Origin of the sequence: Chryseobacterium sp., from assembly GCF_029240215.1 — a bacterium.
Lineage (GTDB): Bacteria > Bacteroidota > Bacteroidia > Flavobacteriales > Weeksellaceae > Chryseobacterium.
Window position 1 is genome coordinate 138,676 of sequence record NZ_JARBTK010000003.1, and the last position, 18,266, is coordinate 156,941.

The following is an 18,266-nucleotide window of genomic DNA, read 5'->3' on the forward strand; positions in this document are numbered from 1 at the left end:
ATTTAATTTTTTTAGATTAAACCTAAATAAGATTTTCCACTTTAAGAATTATTTAACCTTTATTTCACATCAAACAGTGGGAAATTTCAATAAATTTGATAAACTTAAAAAAAAAAATAAATTATGTCAAATATTACATTGAAAGGAAACGAAGTACATACGCTTGGAAAACTTCCGGAAGTAGGATTTACAGTAAAAGAATTTGCATTGGTAGATTCAGGCTTAAATGTAAAAACTTTGGAAAGCTATGAAGGAAAGAAGAAAGTTTTTAATATTTTCCCTAGTATTGATACCCCAACGTGTGCATCCTCTGCAAGAAAATTTAATGAAGAAGCAAATAATTTAGAAAATACTGTAGTAATCAATGTTTCTAAAGATTTACCATTTGCTTTAAACAGATTTTGTGCTGCTGAAGGTTTGAATAATGTGGAAACACTTTCAGATTTCAGAGGAACTTTCGGTGACGATTATGAAGTAACAATTACAGATTCTCCGATGAAAGGTCTCTTGAGCCGTGCCGTAATCGTGACTGACGAAAACAATAAAGTCGTTTACACAGAACAGGTTTCTGAGATTGCAAACGAACCAAATTATGAGGCGGCTTTAGACGCTTTGAAATAATAAAAAAGTATTTCTCACCAATTTGAATCATTCTGTTAGTTTAATAGAATGATTTTTTTATTTTTGTGAATAAACGATATAACCACCCTAATTGAAAAATAAAACTACATCTTTTATTATAATCTGTTTTCTTTTTTACGGGAATACAGTTTTTAGAGCGCAGGAATCTGTCGAGATTTTAGAACTGAAAAAGAAATTATCTTTCGCGAAAACTGACGACGAAAAAATTGAAGGTAACAAAAAACTTTTCAGTACCTATTTTCTTGCAAAAAATATTGATAGTGCTCTAGTTTATGCAAAAAATATAATTCCTATTGGGAAAAAAAAGAAGGATACAAACAAACAAGGCGAAACGCATTTGGTTGTTGCCGAATTGTACTTAGCTAAAGCAGATTTCAATTCGTTCAATTTTCATTTGAAAAAAGGTGAACAATTCTTAGAAAATTCTACTGATTATAATAGCAAAGCAATGTTGAATCATATGCTTGCTATATCAAATGTTTATAAAAAGAATAATGATGAAGCTTCAAAATATTTTCAAAAGAATATTAAATATTATAAAGAGGGAAAAGATATCAGTAAGCATTTTGTGATGTTTGCTTATCAGGGTTTGTTTTCTAATAGTTACACACAAAGTAAATTTAGTGACACTTATGAAGCAGCAAATACATACGTTAGTTTTGTAAAAAAGAATTATCCAGATAAACTTAATCAAGCATATTTAGTCTTAGGAAGCTTTTATATAGGCACCAAAAATCACGATAAAGCTATTGATTCTTTTAAAAAAAGTATAGAATTTACCGACAAAAAAGACAAGGAGCAGATTAATGGTACTTATAGCTTATTAGCATTATGTTATGAAGATAAAAAAGAATTAGATTCTGCTAAATATTATTTAGATAAGTCTTATGATTATTTTAAAGACAGCAATTCGCCTAGTTTAGCAACTATATATTATGGTTATGCGTTGTTGAATAAACATGACAAAAACTATACGCTTGCAGAAAATTATATACATAAAGCACTAAATCTAATTCCTGCACAAGATATTGCATCTACTAAATTTACCTATCAGTCGGTTTTGCACGATATTCAGGTTACAAAATTGCTTTCAGAGAACAATAAATCTTCAAATAAGGAAGAGCTTGAAACTTTGTTAAAAGATTTAAATTCCGAATCTGAATATATAAGAAATACGAACACTTTTATTGTTCCTCAACTTGTTATTCAAAACAATCAAAATTTATCTAAAGTGCATGAAAAGTTGGGCAATTATGAACAAGCCCTATTTTATCATAAAAAGTATATCGAAGAAAATGAGAAAATATATGGCTTAGAGAAAATGAAACAGCTCTCAAATCTTCAATCCGAAACCGAGCTCAAGAGTGAAAGAATCCGAATAAAATTAGAAGAAGAAACCAAAAGAATTCAGCTTCAGAAAGAAATAGAGTTAAAAGCACTCCGTTTTGAATTTGAAAAAAAACAAGCAGCCGCCAAAACTGATGAAGAACGAAAAAGACTAGCACTTGAGGAAGATTTAAAACGAAAAGAAATTCAGATTAAATTCGATGAAGAGCAAAGAGCGGTTGCTTTAAAATATAATCAGGAAAAAAATATCGCAAAAATCAATCAGGAGAAAAAAGATGCTATTGCAAAAGCAGATCTTGAAAGTTCTAAAAATCAGAAAAATATGTGGGCAGTAGGAGCTGGTTTATCGCTTTTATTGCTTGGGTTTGCCGGTTTTTCATATAATCAAAAACGGAAAGACAATAAAAAAATAGCCGAGGAAAAACTGAAATCTGATCAACTTTTATTAAATATTCTTCCTCATGAAGTGGCTGAAGAGCTCAAAGAAAAAGGAAAAACAAATGCAAAACATTTCGATGAAGTTTCTGTATTGTTTACAGATTTTGTCAATTTTACAGCAAATTCCGAAAGAATCGGTGTTCAGGAAGTTCTCAATGAACTTAATATCTGTTTTACAGAATTCGACAGCATCATGGAGAAATATGGTTTGGAAAAGATAAAAACTATTGGTGACGCATATTTGGCGGTAAGTGGTTTGCCGCTTTCTAATGGTCAACACGCAAAAAATGCGGTAGATGCAAGTCTGGAAATTCTATCTTATATTCAACATCGCAAACAGGAAAACCCAAATGCTTTGGATATCAGAATCGGAATCCACTCAGGACCTGTGATTGCCGGAATTGTGGGTGTAAAAAAATTCGCCTATGATATTTGGGGAGACACGGTAAATACAGCGGCGAGAATGGAGCAGAACAGCATACCGGGAAGGGTAAATATTTCCGAAGCAACCTATCAATTAATAAAAGAAGATTTTACCTTTGACTATCGCGGAAAGATCGAGACCAAGGGTAAAGGCGCAATGGAGATGTATTTTGTTAATCAAATTTAATTTTATCAGTGTGAAAAAAAATCTACTCTTTAAATTTCTATTTTTTGCATTCGTTGTGTTGCAAACATTTTCTTTTGCTCAAAATTCTCTTGAGAAACCGAGAGTTTTTACGGATAAAGAAATTAAAAATGGTGCGTCAATCAATGAAGCCAGTAAATTTTTCGCGGGCGATGATCCTGCTTTTGCTTCACCACGATTCGATGATTCTTCATGGAAACATGTCAATTTTAATTCTAAAAAAGTTTATTCATGGAATCCTATGAAATTAAATTCTAAAAAAGGTTCTAAAAATGATCAGATTTATTGGGTTCGTTACTATTTTAAAATAGATTCTGCATCTGTGAATGAGCCTTTGAGTTTTGATGTCAATCAGCTTGGTGCTTCAGAACTTTATTTGAACGGAAAAAAGATCGAAAGCATTGGTAAAATTGGAAACGAAAAATCAAAAGAATTTAGGATAAAAAACAGGATTCCCGAGATATTTACTTTAGATAATACTGAAGTGAATGTTTTAGCCATAAGGTTTTTACCAATTGTCGGGGCGAAAAAAAAGACTATCAATCTGAGTCCTGTTGCAATCAGTATAGAACTTGTTTCTGCAAATAAGTTTATCAGAGCTAAAGCTGAAATGGTGCAGTATTTCAATTTTTACACCATGTTGATTTGCGGAATATTTGGTGCATTAGGATTTATTCATCTATTGCTGTTTATTTTTTATAGAAAAGCGGTTTATAATCTGTATTTCTCTACTTATAATTTTTCGATTTCTTTGATGAGTTATATCGTCTTGCTCCTCTCCGAAATGACTGATCCTTTACTTCTTGATTCTTATACTTTTCTTTCATTTCTTTCGGTAATGTTATTCGGTACTTCACTTACAGGTTTCGTCAATACATTATTTGGCAGAACTAAAAAAAGACTGAAAATCATGTTGATTATTTCGGCAGCAATTTTTATTCTTTATTATTTCAGTGCTGCTTCTGCGGCTAGCTTAGCATTTTTTTACCTTTCTTTCGTGGCTTTTGAATCTTTTTATTTAATAGTCAGAGCGATGATCAGAAGAGAAAAATCAGCTTTTATTGTTGGGGGAGGGGTTTTGGTATTCTTTCTTTTTATTGTTATGGTCATCATTTTTATGTTTTTAAATAAATTGAATACCATTGATATAAGCGAAACAATGGGAGATGATTTTATAGGATATGTGTTGATCTTTATTTTCATCAGTTTTCCTATTTCAATCTCTGCTTATCTGGGTTGGCAATTTGCCTCAACCAATTTAAGTTTAGTAAAACAACTCGATGAAGTAAACCGATTATCAGATGTAAATCTTAAACAGGAACAAGAAAAACAGCAAATTCTTCAGGATCAAAATGATTTGCTTGAAAAGCAGGTTGATGAACGAACCTTTGAATTACAGAAAGAAAAACAAAAAACAGAAAACTTACTTCTAAATATTCTTCCGCACGAAGTTGCCGAAGAACTCAAGGAAAACGGAAGCTCTGAAGCCAAATATTATGATGAGGTGACTGTTTTATTTACCGATTTTGTTAATTTTACCCAGAATTCAGAGAAAATGGGTGCCGAAAAAATGCTGGTTGAACTGAACGAATGTTTTACGGCTTTTGATATGATCATGGAGAAACATGGCTTAGAAAAGATAAAAACCATTGGTGATGCGTATTTGGCAGTTTGTGGTTTACCTATCAAAAATGAATGTCATGCTTACAAAACGGTTTTAGTAGCTTTGGATATTATTAATTTTATTGAAGAGAGGAAAAAGACTAATCCTGATGTTTTAGATATTAGAATCGGGATCAATTCGGGTTCTTTGATTGCAGGAATTGTCGGTGTTAAAAAATTCGCTTACGATATTTGGGGAGACACAGTAAACACCGCGGCAAGAATGGAACAAAACAGTGAAAAAGGAAAAATAAATATTTCTGAATCAACATATCAGTTGGTGAAAGATAAAATAGTTTGCGAATACAGAGGTAAAATTCATACGAAAGGAAAAGGCGAGATGGATATGTATTTTGCATTTGAAACTAAAAAAGACTTATAAAAAAATAACCCATTCTTTATTTTTAAATATGGAATACGAAAAAATAAAAAAGCACATTTTAAATCTGCTTAAGGAAAAACTTCCTGAGCATTTATCTTATCATAGTGTAAACCACATTAAAGACGTTATAGAATCTGTAGAGCAGATTGCTGTTTCTGAAAACGTGAACGATGAAGATCTGGTATTACTAAAGACCGCAGCATTATTTCATGATACCGGATTTTTGTATGGCTCAAAAAATCACGAAGAAAAATCTTGTGAGATCGCACAGCAATATCTGCCTGATTATGAATATTCTCAATCTCAGATTGATAAAATAAACGGGATGATCATGGCGACAAAAATTCCGCAGACTCCGAATAATAATTTAGAAGAAATCCTTGCCGATGCCGATCTGGATTATCTTGGAAGAGATGATTTTTTTGTCATCGGAGATAAATTGTTTGAAGAACTTTCAATGTTTGGAATCGTCAATTCAGAACAGGACTGGAATCTTCTTCAGGAAAAATTTCTTGAAAGTCATCATTATTTTACCAAAACTGCGATCGACAACAGAAAACAGAAAAAGCAGGCAAATCTTGATATCATCAAATCAAAACTAAAAAACTACTGATCATTATTATGAGCTCAGCAACCAAACATGGCCCGTTATTTACCATTTCAGATATTATTTATCTGGTTTTAGGAGTGATTTCTGCAAGTTTTGCTTTGAAATCTTTTCTCGTTCCCAATCACTTTTTAGACGGTGGTGTTACCGGAATTTCACTTTTATTGTACGAAGTCTATCATTGGAATTTAGGGCTGACTTTATTTATTTTAAATATTCCTTTTATTATTCTTGCGTACTTTCAGATCGGGAAACATTTTGCAATCAGAAGCAGTCTTACGATTCTTTTAATTGCATTGACAATGTATTTCATTCCTTTTCCGGAACTGACGCATGATAAACTATTAGTTGCAATGTTTGGAGGTTTCTTTTTAGGAATTGGAATTGGGCTTTCCATGCGTGGAGGCGGAACCTTCGACGGAATGGAAGTTTTGGCATTGTTGACTTTCAAAAAAAGCAGTTTCAGTATCACTGAAATTATTTTAGGAATGAATGTCATTATTTTCATTATTGCCGCAAAATTCTTGAAAGTAGAAACCGCTTTGTATGCGATTATGACGTATCTCGTTGCAAGTCAGATTACTAAATACGTAATCGAAGGGATCGAAGCTTACACCGGCGTAACCATCGTTTCAGGAAACAGTGAAGAGATCAAAAAAGCTTTGGTTTTAACGATGAACAGAGGAATCACGGTTTACAAAGGAGAAAGAGGTTTTATGAAAGAATCTTTTGAACACAGCTCTGATGCAGATATTATTTTTACGATTGTTACAAGACTTGAAGTCAGAAAATTACAGAATATTGTACGTTCAATAGACCCGAAAGCATTTATATTTACCCAAACCGTCAGAGAACCGCAAGGCGGAATTGTAAAGGAAATTATAAAGCATTAAAATTTAAAATCTTGAGAATATCTTCAAGGTTTTTTTATTTAAATATGAATGTAATGAAAGACATTGAAAAATACATATTTACTTCTCAAAGACTAGGATTTAGAAACTGGAAATCAACCGATATCGAAGATTTATTTGAAATAAATTCAGATAATAGAGTGATGGAATTTTTTCCAAATATTGCAACGAAAAAACAGACCATCGATTTTGTTGAACGAATGAAAACTCAATTCAAGAACAAAGGGTTTTGCTATTTTGCGGTTGATAAACTTGAAAATAATGAGTTTATTGGTTTTATTGGTCTTTCTGAGCAAACATTTGATTCTGAATTCACACCCTGCGTAGATATTGGTTGGAGAATAAAATTCAGCGAATGGAATAAAGGATTGGCTACTGAAGGAGCTAAAAGATGTCTTGATTATGCTTTGAATGACTTAAAGATTGAAAATATATACTCAATTGCTCCGAAAATAAATCTAAAATCTGAGCAGGTAATGGTGAAAATAGGTTTAAAAAAACAATATGAATTTGAGCATCCTTTACTGATGAATGATTCTCGTTTAAAAGATTGTGTTTTATATAAGACAGAAAAAAATAATTAAAAATATGCATACAGCCTTATGAATTTCGTTCGTAAGGCTTAATTTTGTACAACAACCAACAACCAGATAATGAAACGTTCCGGAACCGCCACATTACCTCTTCACTACGGAAAAGTCCCTCCCTGGCTTTACGAACGGATGTCTGTACTCGGACTTTCCATTGTAGAAGTTATGTTGGCTGACTATGGAAAGAATGAAGTGCTGAAAAGATTGGCAGATCCATTCTGGTTTCAGAGTTTCGGCGCTGTCATGGGAATGGATTGGCATTCTTCAGGAATTACCACTTCAGTAATGGGATCGTTGAAACAAAGCATCAACCCGAGATCCAAAGAACTTGGAATTTATATCTGCGGTGGAAAAGGCAGATTTTCCAAAGAAACGCCCAACGAACTTCTTATCATCGCCGATAAAACAGGTTTAAATGGAACAGAGCTGGTCCGGGCAAGTAAGCTGTCTGCAAAAGTCGACAACACGGCAATTCAGGATGGTTACCAGTTGTATTTACACAACTTTATCGTTTCAAACGAAGGAAATTGGGCAGTTGTACAGCAGGGAATGAACGATTCAGACGGAACGGCGAGACGTTATCATTGGCATTCTGAAAATATGGAATCATTTGTAGACGAACCCCACAAAGGAATTCAAGGAATCAATCAGGGTCAGATTCTGAATTTGACAGCCAGTGAAGCTAAAGAAAGCCGAAAAGGAATTCTGGAAATTTCTCATACCAATTCAGAAAAAATAATGCAGGATTTTGCCAATCTGATTTTACCAGCACATCACGATGTTCGTGCTTCTGATGTTGATTTAAAAAAACTGGGAACACTTCTGTACATGACCAGAGAAAACCAGCCTCAAAATTTTGAAGAACTATTATTACTAAAAGGAGTTGGACCGCGTACTTTACAAAGTCTTGCTTTGGTAAGTGAGGTTATTCACGGTGCGCCGTCAAGATTCCGGGATCCTGCGAGATTTTCTTTTGCTCATGGCGGAAAAGACGGGCATCCGTTTCCTGTTCCGTTGAAGGTTTACGATGAAACCATCGGAATTCTGCAAAAAGGAATCGAAAAATCAAAATTGGGGAATTCTGACAAATTGAAATCCATCAATAAACTTCATACGATTATTTCAGAAGCTGAGAAAAATTTTACTCCGGATTTTAATATTAATGATGTGATTGAAGAAGAACGTCAAAATTCATGGCGATTTGGTGGAAAAACAGTTTTCGGAGATGCTGAAAAACCTTCAAAACCCAAACCGATTCAGCTTTCTTTATTTTAAAATTAAATTTTAAATTATAGTTGATTATCCACTTTGTCATTCCGTAGGAATCTCAACGGTTTAAACCAAACTCTTCGCCGAGATTCCTACGGAATGACAAAGCGGATCTTAAATTATATTAAAAATAAAAGGTTTTTAAAAAATCACGTTTTTTATTTATAGGATAAAGATCATTTTCAAGAAAATTTTATGGTTAAAACACTTTTTCCGTTAAGGAAAAAAAATATGTTTAATTATTCCAATAAAAATTTTAATTTTAAAAAACTTAAAAACATAGATTGAATGACGAACAAAGCCTTAGAAATCTGTTATGATTTTCCGTTTTTTCTGGATGAAGAACTTGTTGAAATTTTTCATGCTCACGAAAAAGTATATTTCCAAAAAGGAGACTGCATTCTCGAAGAAGGAAAAACTGCCAACGAATATTATATTTTAGAAAAAGGTCTGGCCCGATCATTCGTCAATGATTTTAACGGAAATGAAGTAACGACACATTTTTTCGTGGAAAACGAAATTATTATTGAGGTTTCTTCTTTATTTCAGAGAATTCCAACCCAGGAAAATATCGTTTGCATTACAGATTGCGAATGCTGGAAGTTCAGCTTTGATACTTTTCAGGAATTATTTCACAAAATCCCGAACCTTAGAGAATGGGGAAGAGCATGGATGTCTCATCAGCTTTTTATTTGCAAACAGCGTTCTGTAGAAATGTTTACCCTGTCTGCAACAAAACGTTATCTCAATCTTTTAGAGCAAAAACATCAGGTGATACAGTTTGCCCCGCTTAAACAAATAGCTTCATATCTTGGAGTTACCGATACTTCATTAAGCCGAATCCGAAAAGAATTGGTCTCTCATCCGAAGAAAAATTAAATCTTGTCTTATGGCAAGTTGATTTTCATGGCAACTTGGTAATTTTGGTTAAAAGTTTTAACATTAAAAATTACAAAATGAAAATTAATCAGATTTATGTCAACCTTCCTGTAAAAGATATTCAGAAAACAAAAAAATTCTGGAGTAATGTAGGATTTACAATTAACGAACAGTTTTCAGATGAGAAAGCGGTCTGTGTGGTTTTAAATGATAATACATTTGTCATGTTTTAACTGAAGAATATTTTCAGACTTTTTCTGAAAGACCTGTTCCAAAAGGAGACACTACACAGGTTTTGGTTGCCATTGGTTTAAACAGTCGTCAAGAAGTTGACGAGATTGTAAATGCAGCAGTTGCAAACGGTGCCACTCAACATGAGGAACCTCAGGATCACGGATGGATGTATCAAAATTCATTTTGGGACATCAACGGTCACGGCTGGAATGTAATGTTTGCAGATATATCTCAAATGCCTACTGAATAATATTTAAAAACAAAAGCCACAAAATTTCATCCAATTTTCACAAATAAAATCTGCGTAATCTGCGAGATAAAAAGAATCTGTATAAATCTGCGGAAATAAAAATCAAACAATATGGACACACCAAAATCAAAGAAATTAGAGATCATCATTCCTGCATTTCGGGGGCACAGCCAGAATTTTATGATGGTTCTTGACGGAATTTCAGAAGAAGATGCTTTGAAAAGAATTGAAGGAAGGACGAATCACATTATCTGGATGGTAGGGAACTTTCTTGATATGCGTTATGCAATGGGAAATGTACTCGGACTTGAAGAAGAATTTGAATTTAAACAATATTTCTCTCAGGGAAAAGCATTGGATGAAAGTTTTAAATATCCTACTTTACAACAGTTGAGAGATAGTTTTCATAAAATTTCACCCTTAGTGTATCAAAAGTTATTGGAAGTTTCAGATGAAGATATGGAAAAAGCTTTCCCGATGGGGATGAACATTGATTTTTTTCCGGAAAATGTGCTCAATTTTGTTGGGATGTGCATCGGTCGTGAAGATTATCTTTCCGGGCAAATCGGATTAATGCGCAGAATTCTTGGCTATGAAGGAATGAAGTATGACTTTGACGAGAATATGAAATATTGATTAAAGATTAAAGATTAAAGATTAAAGATTAAAGATTAATTTCAACTAACTAACTAACTAACTAACTAACTAACTAACTAACTAACTAACTAACTAACTAACTAACACAAAATCATGGCAAAATTAAATCCATACCTCAATTTTGATGGTAAAGCAGAAGAAGCTTTTACGTTTTACAAATCTATTTTCGGTGGAGAATTCGTTGGCGGAATCCACAAAATGGGAAATGCTCCCGGAACTGAAAATTTATCTGACGAAGAAAAAAATCGCGTAATGCACATTGCACTTCCGGTGGGTGGTGATCTTTTAATGGCTTCAGACATCGTTCCGTCATTCGGACAGACATTAACGGTTGGAAATAACAATTACGTTTCTATTTTCCCGGACTCGAGAGAAGATGCAGACAGGATTTTCAAAGCACTTTCAGAAGACGGAAATATCGAAATGCCTATTGAAGACCAGTTTTGGGGCGACTATTTTGGAAGCTTTCAGGATAAATTCGGAGTTTACTGGATGGTCAATTATAATGAAGAGTACACAAAATAATCTTATATTTAAGCAATAAAAGGGTGACTGAATTTTGGTTGCCCTTACTTTTAAAACAAATAAACGATGGATCCGATAAAAATAGACATTACGATTTTAGCACCTGCAGAAAAAGTCTGGGACTATTTCAGTACTCCAAAGCATATTATGAAATGGAATTTTGCTCACGAAAGCTGGGAATGTCCAAGATCTGAAAATGACTTGAGAGTCGGTGGAAAATTCAACAACAGAATGGAAGCCAAAGACGGAAGTTTCGGTTTTGATTTTATTGGAATTTATGATGAGGTTATTCCGAATGAGAGAATTAAATATCACATTGAGGATGGTAGAAATGTAGAAGTCATATTTGAAAAGATAGACGGAAATACGACAAAGGTTATTGAGATTTTCGATCCTGAAAAACAAAACTCAGTCGAAATGCAGCGTGATGGGTGGTATGCAATTTTGAACAACTTCCACAAGTACGTGGAAAATCACTGAAATAAGAGTTGAATCATGATCAATCTGGTCATAATGGCAAGATGTTTAAAATCTTTTGATAATGATCATCATGCTGAAAAAAATAATTTTCTGCAGGGAGTGGTTACAGTCCCCGCAAGAAGAGCGTTGGAAAATAAAAAAATTGACTCATTAGAAAAACTCTCCTATTTTTCTGAAAATGAGATCATGCAACTTCATGGTTTTGGGAAAAATACAATGAAGAAGCTGAAAAACTATATGCAGGAACAGCGAGTTTCTTTTAAAAAAAATTAAACAATGAATAACGATATTTTTCCATGCCTCTGGTACGATGGAGACGGCAAAGAATCAGCAGAATTTTACTGCAACGTTTTTAACGGAGCAATCACGGCAGACACGCCCGTTGTATTAAATATTGATCTTTTTGGTCAGAAACTAATGCTTTTAAACGGAGGTCCGCAATTTGAAAAAAACGCTTCTGTTTCTTTTATGGTCATGTGTGAAACGGAAGATGAAGTTCAGAAATATTGGGAGCAATTAGAGCAAGGAGGAATTGTTTTGATGCCTCTCGATTCTTATCCGTGGAGTAAAAAGTACGGTTGGGTTCGCGATAAATTCGGAGTGACATGGCAATTGTATTTGGGTGAAAAAGAAAATGAACAGAAAATTATTCCGACGCTGATGTTCCTTCATCAAAACAATGGAAAAGCAATGGAAGCGATGGAATTGTATACTCGGGTTTTTCCGAATTCCAAAATTGGCAAAGTTTTAAAATATGGAGACGGGGTAGGAGATGAAAGCCATGAAGTTCCGGAAAATGTACAGCACGCTCATTTTGAAATTGACGGTTATTCTATGTTCTGTATGGATAATTCTTACGATCACAAATTTGACTTCAACGAAGGAATTTCTATGGTTGTCATGACCAACGATCAGGAACAGACAGATCACCTTTGGAATTCACTTACCAGCGATGGAGGAAGAGAAAGTATGTGCGGTTGGCTGAAAGATAAATTCGGATTCAGCTGGCAAATTGTGCCGAAAAAATTGATTCAATTGATGAATGATCCCGATCCCGAAAAAGCTCAACAAGTTGTTCAGGCAATGATGAAAATGCAGAAAATCATCATCAAAGATTTGGAGGAAGCTTATCATTCATAAATCTTTCGGCTTGCTGTTTGATGTGATTTGTGTAAAAAGATTTGCCTATGAGAACACAGAACAAGTCAAAATCTCTGTCAAAAGTACCTAAAGATGGATTGTATCCTGAAATCATCAGAGAAAATTACTTAGGAAGCAAAAAATTGCATAACAAGACAGCCGTAATTTCCGGTGGAGACAGCGGAATCGGGCAGTCTGTAGCCGTTCATTTTGTGAGAGAAGGTGCAGATGTTGTTATCATTTATAAAGAAAATGATAAAGATGCAAAAGAAACCCTCAAACTTGTAGAAAAAGAAGGTCAGAAATGTATCTTAATGAAAGGGGACATTTCTAAAAAAGCCTTCAGGAATAAATGTCTGGAAAGAATAAAAAAAGAATGGAAAGAAATTGATGTTCTGGTCAATAATGCAGGAATTCAGTTTCCGAAAAGTGATGTTGAAAAGATTTCCGACGATCAGATTTCCGAAACTTTTAATGTCAATATTATTTCTATGATTTCTTTTACGAGAGATCTTTTAAAATTGATGAAAAAAGGCGGAAGAATAATCTGCACAACCTCTGTCACAGCATACCGTGGAAGTGAGCATTTGGTAGACTACTCAGCAACAAAAGGTGCAATTGCCACTTTTATCAGATCATTATCTGTAAATCTTGCCGAAAAGAAAATTTTGGTAAACGGAGTTGCTCCTGGTCCAATTTGGACTCCTTTAGTGAAAGAAACTTTTGAAGATATTGCATCTTTCGGGAAAGATACGCCACTAAAAAGAGCAGGTCAACCTTCGGAAGTTGCTCCGGCTTATGTGTTTTTAGCTTCAGAAGATTCAAGCTTTATTACCGGAGAAATTATCCACATCAATGGCGGCGATTTTGTCGGAGGATAAATAATTTTACCTAAAACCTAAAAATTATATGGAAACTTTAGAATATAATATTGAAATAGATGCTACTCCGGAAAGAGTATGGACTGTACTTTGGGACGATTTGAGCTATAGACAATGGACTTCTGCATTCACCGAAGGTTCATTTTATATTGGAACTTGGGAAGAAGATAGTCTAATGAAATTTTTTGATCCCAATAACAACGGAATGTACAGCCGTGTTTTAAAAAATGATCCGAATAAAGAAATGACTTTTCTGCACTTAGGTGAAATCTACGACGGAGTAGAAGTTCCTCAGGATTGGGGAGATGCTATAGAATCCTATATTTTGGAAGAAACTGAAACAGGAACAAACTTAACCGCAAAAATCAACACTTCGGAGGAATTTAAAGGCTTTTTTGAAGATAAATTTCCGGCGGCACTTCAGAATGTTAAAAACTTATCTGAAAATCAATTATAATTTACAAAATTTAAAATTATGGAAACATTATCATACGAAATCATCATCGATGCTCCAAAACAGAAAATATGGGATGTCCTTTGGGGAGAAAACACTTACAGTGAATGGACGAAATTTTTCAGTCCGGGTTCTCAAATGAGATCCGACTGGAAAGTCGGCGGAAAAACCTATTTTGTAAACCAAGAAGGCGCAGGAATGGTTTCTACCATCGACAGTCTGGAAGAACCTGATCAGATTATTTTTAAACATTTAGGAATGGTCGACAAAAATGGAGTGGAAGACACCGAAAGCATGGAAATCAAGCAATGGAGCGGTTGTTTTGAAAAATATATTCTTATAGACTATGATGGCAAAACCAAACTTCATACAGAAGTTCAGATCGAAAAAAACTGGGAAGAGCATATGAACAACGGTTTTGAAAAAGGCCTTCAAGTCGTTAAAAATCTTGCAGAAGCAAATTAATGCTAACCCAAATATCTGTTTAGGGTATTTGTAAGATTATGGTTTTTGATTTAGCTTTGCGGTCATTAAAAATAATGCGATAAATATGAAATTACTGAGCATTCTCTTCGTTACATTTATTTTAGCTTTAATTGGAAGCAAACTAATTCAGGGAAGCTGGGATTTTTTATTTGCCGGAAACTTAGGAATGGCAGTTTTCATTATTTTCACCGGGTTTTCTCACTTTAAATTTCAAAAAGGAATGGCATTAATGATTCCTGATTTTATTCCGGCTAAATTATTTTGGGTGTATTTCACAGGAATTATTGAGATAGCTGCAGGAATCGGTTTAATGATTCCTTCAATTCGTGAGATTACCGCTATTTTGCTAATTATATTTTATGTTTTGGTTTTTATTGCCAATATCAATTCATCTAAAAAAAATGTAAATATTTTCAAAGGAGATTACAGCGGTCAAGGAATGGATTATCTTTATAAGCAAAGGTTACCCATGCAAATTATTTTGATTGTATGGACGTGGTATTTTGGAATTTATTTAAATTAAATCAAATAAATTTTTACATCATTATAAAAACGGAGAGTATTGTACTTTCCGTTTTTTTGTAAGTAACTTCATGATTTAGAGAAAAGGATGTAACAATTTTGCGCTTTTAGTTGTCTAATTAAGATATAATTAATTGAAATAACTGATCGTTTTTTTAACTAAATCCATACATATTATGAATATTAATACTAAAATTTTAACTACTGCTCAGATTGTTATATCAGCAATAATGATAAATGCACAGACTTCTACAACAAAATTACCAGGAGACCCAACATTGGTTTCCTCAAAGGCTACTTTGGAAAAACTAAGCACTTATGATAAAGGAAACTTTAAATACAAAGTTGAAGATTATTTTGCAAGACCCAAAGCCTCACAGTTTAAAATCTCGCCAGACGGGAAATATTTGTCTTATAAAGAAAAGGATAAAGACAGCAAAAATCATGTTTTCGTAAAAGACCTGGCAACGGGAAAAGCTACCAAAGCACTTGTTGAAAAAGAAGATCTGATCAGAAGTTACGGTTGGTTAAATAAAAAACGTCTTTTTTATACTCAGGACAAGAGCGGAAATGAAAATCTCCATTTGTATGCGGCAGATATTGATGGTAAAAATCTCAAAGACCTCACTCCTTTTGATGGCGTAACCATTGGTTTGGTTCAGATCATAAAAGATACAGACTATGTGGTGGTCACTATGAATAAAAATAATAAGCAAATTTTCGAGCCTTTCAAAATAAACTTTGTTACTGGTGAAATGACTCAGCTTTTTGAAAATAAAGATCCTAAAAATCCTATTGACGGTTACCTTTTTGATAAAGAAGGAAACTTGAGAGGTTATACGATTTTAGAAAACGGATTAACAACGAAAACGTATTATAAGAATCTGCAATCCGGAAAGTTTGATCTTCTTAAATCAACGGATTGGAAAGATACATTCAGTATCATGAGATTCAATGACCATTCAAAAAATAAAGATGAGGCATATGTTGTTACGAATCTAGATAGTGACAAATCAAGAATTGTTCTGTATGATTTAAAGAAAAATGCTGTCATTAAAGAAGTTTACTCTAATCCTACCTTTGATGTGAACTCTGTAAGTATGGCTGGTAAAAACAGAAATTATGAATTAGATTATATCAGTTATAACGGAATCAAAAATGAAATCATTCCTGTAAGTCAATTTTATAAGGAAGTTGATACTCAGTTAAAATCTGAATTTGGTGACAAACAGTTTTATGTAGTTTCTTCTGATGATAGCGATTCTAAGCTTTTAGTAATTGTTGACAGTGATAAATTATACGGGAAATATTACGAGTATGATGTAAAATCTAAAAAACTAAAACTTCTTGTAGATCTTATGCCTCAGTTGAAAGAAGAGGATATGGCAGAAATGAGACCTATCGAATTTAAAAGCAGAGATGGTTTGACAATTCATGGGTATATTACATTGCCAAAAGCTGCTGTTGATGGTCAGAAAGTTCCTTTGATAGTAAATCCTCACGGCGGTCCGCAGGGAATCAGAGATGATTGGGGATTCAATCCTGAGACCCAATTATTTGCAAGTCGTGGTTATGCAACTTTACAGGTTAATTTCAGAATTTCTGGTGGTTATGGTAAAGAATTTCAGAATTCGGGCTACAAACAAATCGGAAGAAAAGCAATGGATGATGTGGAAGACGGAGTAAAATATGCAATCTCGCAAGGTTGGGTAGATAAAGATAAAATTGCCATCTATGGCGGAAGTCACGGTGGTTATGCTACTTTGATGGGATTGATCAAAACACCAGATTTATATTCTTGTGGTGTTGATTACGTGGGTGTTTCAAATATCTTCACATTCTTCGATTCTTTCCCTGAATACTGGAAACCGTACAAAGAAATGGTTAAACAGATATGGTATGATTTAGACAATCCTGAAGAAGCAAAAATTGCAAAAGAGGTTTCACCTGTTTTCCAGATTGATAAAATTAAAAAGCCGTTGTTTGTGGTTCAGGGAGCAAACGATCCGAGAGTTAACATTAACGAATCAGATCAAATCGTAAAAGCTTTGAGAAATAAAGGCTTTGAAGTTCCTTACATGGTAAAATACGATGAAGGACACGGATTCGGAAAAGAACCCAACAGACTTGAGTTGTATAAATATATGCTGGGTTTCTTCGCAGAAAATTTTAATAAATAATTTTATGAATGTTCGTTTTTAATCATAACACTAAAATCATCAGTCATTTTGTCATTCCGTAGGAATCTAAACTGCTTTATTTTCAGTGTGTTGAGATTCCTACGGAATGACAAGCAAACCATTAAAACTAAGTTATTACTAATTACGGACATTCATTAATAATTTAAATAAAAGTTTATAAAAACAACGGAAAGTATTTTGCTTTCCGTTTTTTTTAAATAACAACACAATTTTCTCACAATATTTCAGCGCACAGAATTCCCCTCCTTTGGAGGGGTGGATCAATTTTCAAAGAAAATTGAGACGGGGTGGTTCTATAGCCCGGATAGAAACGGCATCCTTTTTTTGCAGTGGACGCAGCGAAGTGGAGACCACTGCAAAAAAGATATAGTGGATAGCCGGATAAGCTTTAAAAAAATATTGTAACAAAAACACGATTAACAAACGAAAAACTGAAATGTCAAAAAAAATCTTTACATTCATTAAAGTAAAACAAAAAGGACAATCGTCATAGCAATATGGAGATTGCCGAGAAAATAACAATGCCACAGAAGGAAAAGGAAAACATTATTTCGCAGACCGTATCAAACTACGGTGGAAAACTGATGTCTTTCATTCGTCCGAAAGTGAAAAATACCGAAGATGCGGAAGATATTCTGCAGGAAGTCTGGTACCAGTTCAGCAGTTTGACCAATCTTTCTGAAATTGTAAATGTTGGCGGATGGTTGTATCGCGTTACTTCAAATAAAATCATTGATAAATACAGAAAAAAGAAAACCGAAAACCTTGAAGATTTCGTCTACGAAGATGAAGACGGTTCGTTTTCGATAAAAGATATTCTGTTGCTCGACGACAGCGCCGGACCGGATGTGAAAATGTTTCAGGATGAAATCTGGAAAAAGTTATTTGAAGTTTTAGAAGAACTTCCCGAAAAACAGAAATTGGTCTACATAGAAAATGAACTCAATGATAAAACTTTACAGGAAATCGCTGATGAACAGGGAGAAAATATCAAAACCATCATCAGTAGAAAAAATTATGCAGTGAAGCATTTGAGAAACAGATTGAGACAGTTGTACGAAGATTTAAATAATTAGAAATA

Annotated in this window: 21 protein-coding genes; all 21 read left to right on the forward strand. The window is 33.8% G+C overall.

Translation table 11 applies throughout. The features are described from left to right. Nucleotides 1-123 precede the first annotated feature (123 nt). The 21 genes from tpx to K0R77_RS07990 all read left to right on the forward strand — a co-directional run bounded on the left by tpx (nt 124) and on the right by K0R77_RS07990 (nt 18,261). Nucleotides 124-621 carry a thiol peroxidase gene (gene tpx, locus K0R77_RS07890; RefSeq protein ID WP_300350807.1) on the forward strand — a complete coding sequence of 166 codons (498 nt, stop codon included), beginning with the start codon at nt 124-126 and terminating at the stop codon, nt 619-621. 91 nt (nt 622-712) lie between these two features. Beyond that, nucleotides 713-3,037, forward strand: a complete 2,325-nt coding sequence (locus K0R77_RS07895; protein ID WP_300350810.1) for an adenylate/guanylate cyclase domain-containing protein — start codon at nt 713-715, stop codon at nt 3,035-3,037. A 10-nt stretch (nt 3,038-3,047) separates the two neighbouring features. Then, nucleotides 3,048-5,099 (forward strand): adenylate/guanylate cyclase domain-containing protein, encoded by a 2,052-nt coding sequence (locus K0R77_RS07900; protein ID WP_300350812.1) that lies wholly within the window; start codon nt 3,048-3,050, stop codon nt 5,097-5,099. Nucleotides 5,100-5,127: 28 nt separating this feature from the next. Further along, the gene (locus K0R77_RS07905) at nt 5,128-5,712 is read left to right on the forward strand and encodes an HD domain-containing protein (protein WP_300350814.1); all 585 of its coding nucleotides are present in this window, start codon (nt 5,128-5,130) and stop codon (nt 5,710-5,712) included. An 8-nt stretch (nt 5,713-5,720) separates the two neighbouring features. Further along, complete coding sequence (locus tag K0R77_RS07910) at nt 5,721-6,599, forward strand: YitT family protein (protein ID WP_300350816.1); 879 nt, start codon at nt 5,721-5,723, stop codon at nt 6,597-6,599. Nucleotides 6,600-6,652: 53 nt separating this feature from the next. Beyond that, on the forward strand, nt 6,653-7,201 hold the full coding sequence (locus tag K0R77_RS07915) for a GNAT family N-acetyltransferase (protein ID WP_300350819.1): 549 nt from the start codon (nt 6,653-6,655) through the stop codon (nt 7,199-7,201). A gap of 69 nt (nt 7,202-7,270) precedes the next feature. Beyond that, nucleotides 7,271-8,482: a DUF763 domain-containing protein gene (locus K0R77_RS07920; RefSeq protein ID WP_300350821.1), complete on the forward strand. Its 1,212-nt coding sequence runs from the start codon at nt 7,271-7,273 to the stop codon at nt 8,480-8,482. 282 nt (nt 8,483-8,764) lie between these two features. After that, the gene (locus K0R77_RS07925; RefSeq protein WP_300350824.1) at nt 8,765-9,355 is read left to right on the forward strand and encodes a Crp/Fnr family transcriptional regulator; all 591 of its coding nucleotides are present in this window, start codon (nt 8,765-8,767) and stop codon (nt 9,353-9,355) included. Nucleotides 9,356-9,432: 77 nt separating this feature from the next. Further along, on the forward strand, nt 9,433-9,588 hold the full coding sequence (locus K0R77_RS07930; protein WP_300350828.1) for a hypothetical protein: 156 nt from the start codon (nt 9,433-9,435) through the stop codon (nt 9,586-9,588). A gap of 62 nt (nt 9,589-9,650) precedes the next feature. Continuing rightward, nucleotides 9,651-9,839, forward strand: coding sequence for a hypothetical protein (locus K0R77_RS07935; RefSeq protein WP_300350830.1), 189 nt, complete (start codon nt 9,651-9,653; stop codon nt 9,837-9,839). Between the two features lie 111 nt (nt 9,840-9,950). Continuing rightward, complete coding sequence (locus tag K0R77_RS07940) at nt 9,951-10,475, forward strand: DinB family protein (protein ID WP_300350833.1); 525 nt, start codon at nt 9,951-9,953, stop codon at nt 10,473-10,475. Between the two features lie 114 nt (nt 10,476-10,589). Next, a complete protein-coding gene (locus K0R77_RS07945; RefSeq protein ID WP_300350835.1) occupies nt 10,590-11,021 on the forward strand; it encodes a VOC family protein in 432 nt (143 codons plus the stop codon). Nucleotides 11,022-11,087: 66 nt separating this feature from the next. Next, nucleotides 11,088-11,501 (forward strand): SRPBCC family protein, encoded by a 414-nt coding sequence (locus tag K0R77_RS07950; protein WP_300350838.1) that lies wholly within the window; start codon nt 11,088-11,090, stop codon nt 11,499-11,501. A gap of 33 nt (nt 11,502-11,534) precedes the next feature. Further along, nucleotides 11,535-11,774, forward strand: a complete 240-nt coding sequence (locus K0R77_RS07955; RefSeq protein WP_300350840.1) for a hypothetical protein — start codon at nt 11,535-11,537, stop codon at nt 11,772-11,774. A 3-nt stretch (nt 11,775-11,777) separates the two neighbouring features. Continuing rightward, nucleotides 11,778-12,641 (forward strand): VOC family protein, encoded by an 864-nt coding sequence (locus tag K0R77_RS07960; protein ID WP_300350843.1) that lies wholly within the window; start codon nt 11,778-11,780, stop codon nt 12,639-12,641. A 47-nt stretch (nt 12,642-12,688) separates the two neighbouring features. Next, nucleotides 12,689-13,522: an SDR family oxidoreductase gene (locus K0R77_RS07965; protein ID WP_300350846.1), complete on the forward strand. Its 834-nt coding sequence runs from the start codon at nt 12,689-12,691 to the stop codon at nt 13,520-13,522. A gap of 28 nt (nt 13,523-13,550) precedes the next feature. Beyond that, nucleotides 13,551-13,979, forward strand: a complete 429-nt coding sequence (locus K0R77_RS07970; RefSeq protein ID WP_300350849.1) for an SRPBCC domain-containing protein — start codon at nt 13,551-13,553, stop codon at nt 13,977-13,979. An 18-nt stretch (nt 13,980-13,997) separates the two neighbouring features. Continuing rightward, nucleotides 13,998-14,441, forward strand: a complete 444-nt coding sequence (locus K0R77_RS07975) for an SRPBCC domain-containing protein (protein WP_300350852.1) — start codon at nt 13,998-14,000, stop codon at nt 14,439-14,441. An 85-nt stretch (nt 14,442-14,526) separates the two neighbouring features. Continuing rightward, nucleotides 14,527-14,985 (forward strand): hypothetical protein, encoded by a 459-nt coding sequence (locus K0R77_RS07980; protein WP_300350855.1) that lies wholly within the window; start codon nt 14,527-14,529, stop codon nt 14,983-14,985. A 175-nt stretch (nt 14,986-15,160) separates the two neighbouring features. Next, the gene (locus K0R77_RS07985) at nt 15,161-17,164 is read left to right on the forward strand and encodes a S9 family peptidase (protein WP_300350858.1); all 2,004 of its coding nucleotides are present in this window, start codon (nt 15,161-15,163) and stop codon (nt 17,162-17,164) included. 542 nt (nt 17,165-17,706) lie between these two features. Continuing rightward, nucleotides 17,707-18,261, forward strand: a complete 555-nt coding sequence (locus tag K0R77_RS07990; protein ID WP_300350860.1) for a sigma-70 family RNA polymerase sigma factor — start codon at nt 17,707-17,709, stop codon at nt 18,259-18,261. Nucleotides 18,262-18,266: the final 5 nt, after the last annotated feature.